Consider the following 1,126-nt stretch of genomic DNA (forward strand, 5'->3'; position numbering starts at 1 on the left):
AACAAATACAATCACCAAGAAAATGCGTCAAACGATCACAGATAATACTCCGAAATACCTTTGTAAGTTTTTTAGAAAAATTCAAAAATAATTAGAATTTAACCCCTAACTTTACTGAGTATTTTGTTAGTCTTGGAAACAATCATTTACAATCCAAACAAAAATTAATTGGATCGCTAGAGGTTGTTTTTTTGAATATGAAATTATTCGGCAGTTCCCTAATCCTTTCGGGAACTGCATTAGGGGCTGGCATGCTTGCTATTCCCATGGTGTTGGCCCAGTTTGGCTTCATGATCAGCTCAGTGCTGATGCTACTTATCTTTATCGGCACCACTTACTCTGCACTCCTACTGGCAGAAGCGTGTACCAAAACGAAAGACAACAGTGGCATGAGCAGTGTTGCTTACCTAACTCTGGGCAGCAAAGGTAAACACTTTATCAATGCACTCTTTTACCTGCTACTGGTTTGCATGCTGATCGCCTATATCTTGGGTGTTGGCGACATCATTCATAAGCTACTGCTCGACGTCGGCGTAGACATCTCTGCATCCGCTGCTTATACCGTTTTCAGCCTATTGATGGGGGTGATTGTAGTCGCGGGTAAGTCTTATATCGATAAATTAAACCGTGGTCTATTCATCATGATGGTGGTGATGCTCTTCATTGTTATTGCCTCTCTGTTTAGTAATATCCGTCTAGATTACCTAACTCAAACTAGCCAATACACGGCCAATGACGTGGTGCAATACAGCGCGGTTATCTTTACTAGCTTTGCCTCTATGGTGGTGATCCCGTCACTGGTTATTTACAACCGAGAAGCGACTCAAAAGCAGATCCGCAATATGATTCTGCTGGGCTCGGTGATTCCACTAATCTGCTACCTAACTTGGTTGTTCGCGATTATCGGTAACCTTGGTACAGACGCTATCAGTCAGTTCCATAACATTTCAGAACTGATCTCAGAGTTTAGCGGTCAATCTTCTTGGTTGAAGGTAGTTATTGCGCTGTTCTCAGTACTGGCATTGGTAACCTCTTTCCTTGGTGTGTCGATGGCGCTGTATGACCAAAACAAAGACGCAGTCACCAACAACAAAGCATTAGCTTATGCTCTGACCTTTGTATTGCC

Annotated in this window: 1 protein-coding gene; it reads left to right on the forward strand. The window is 42.5% G+C overall.

The features are described 5' to 3' along the window. Positions 1 to 197: 197 nt before the first annotated feature. A partial coding sequence (locus AB4653_RS28060; RefSeq protein ID WP_372105902.1) for an aromatic amino acid transport family protein occupies positions 198 to 1,126 on the forward strand: 929 nt, incomplete at its 3' end.

This window comes from Vibrio sp. 10N.222.48.A3, assembly GCF_041475345.1.
GTDB classification, from domain to species: domain Bacteria; phylum Pseudomonadota; class Gammaproteobacteria; order Enterobacterales; family Vibrionaceae; genus Vibrio; species Vibrio tasmaniensis_A.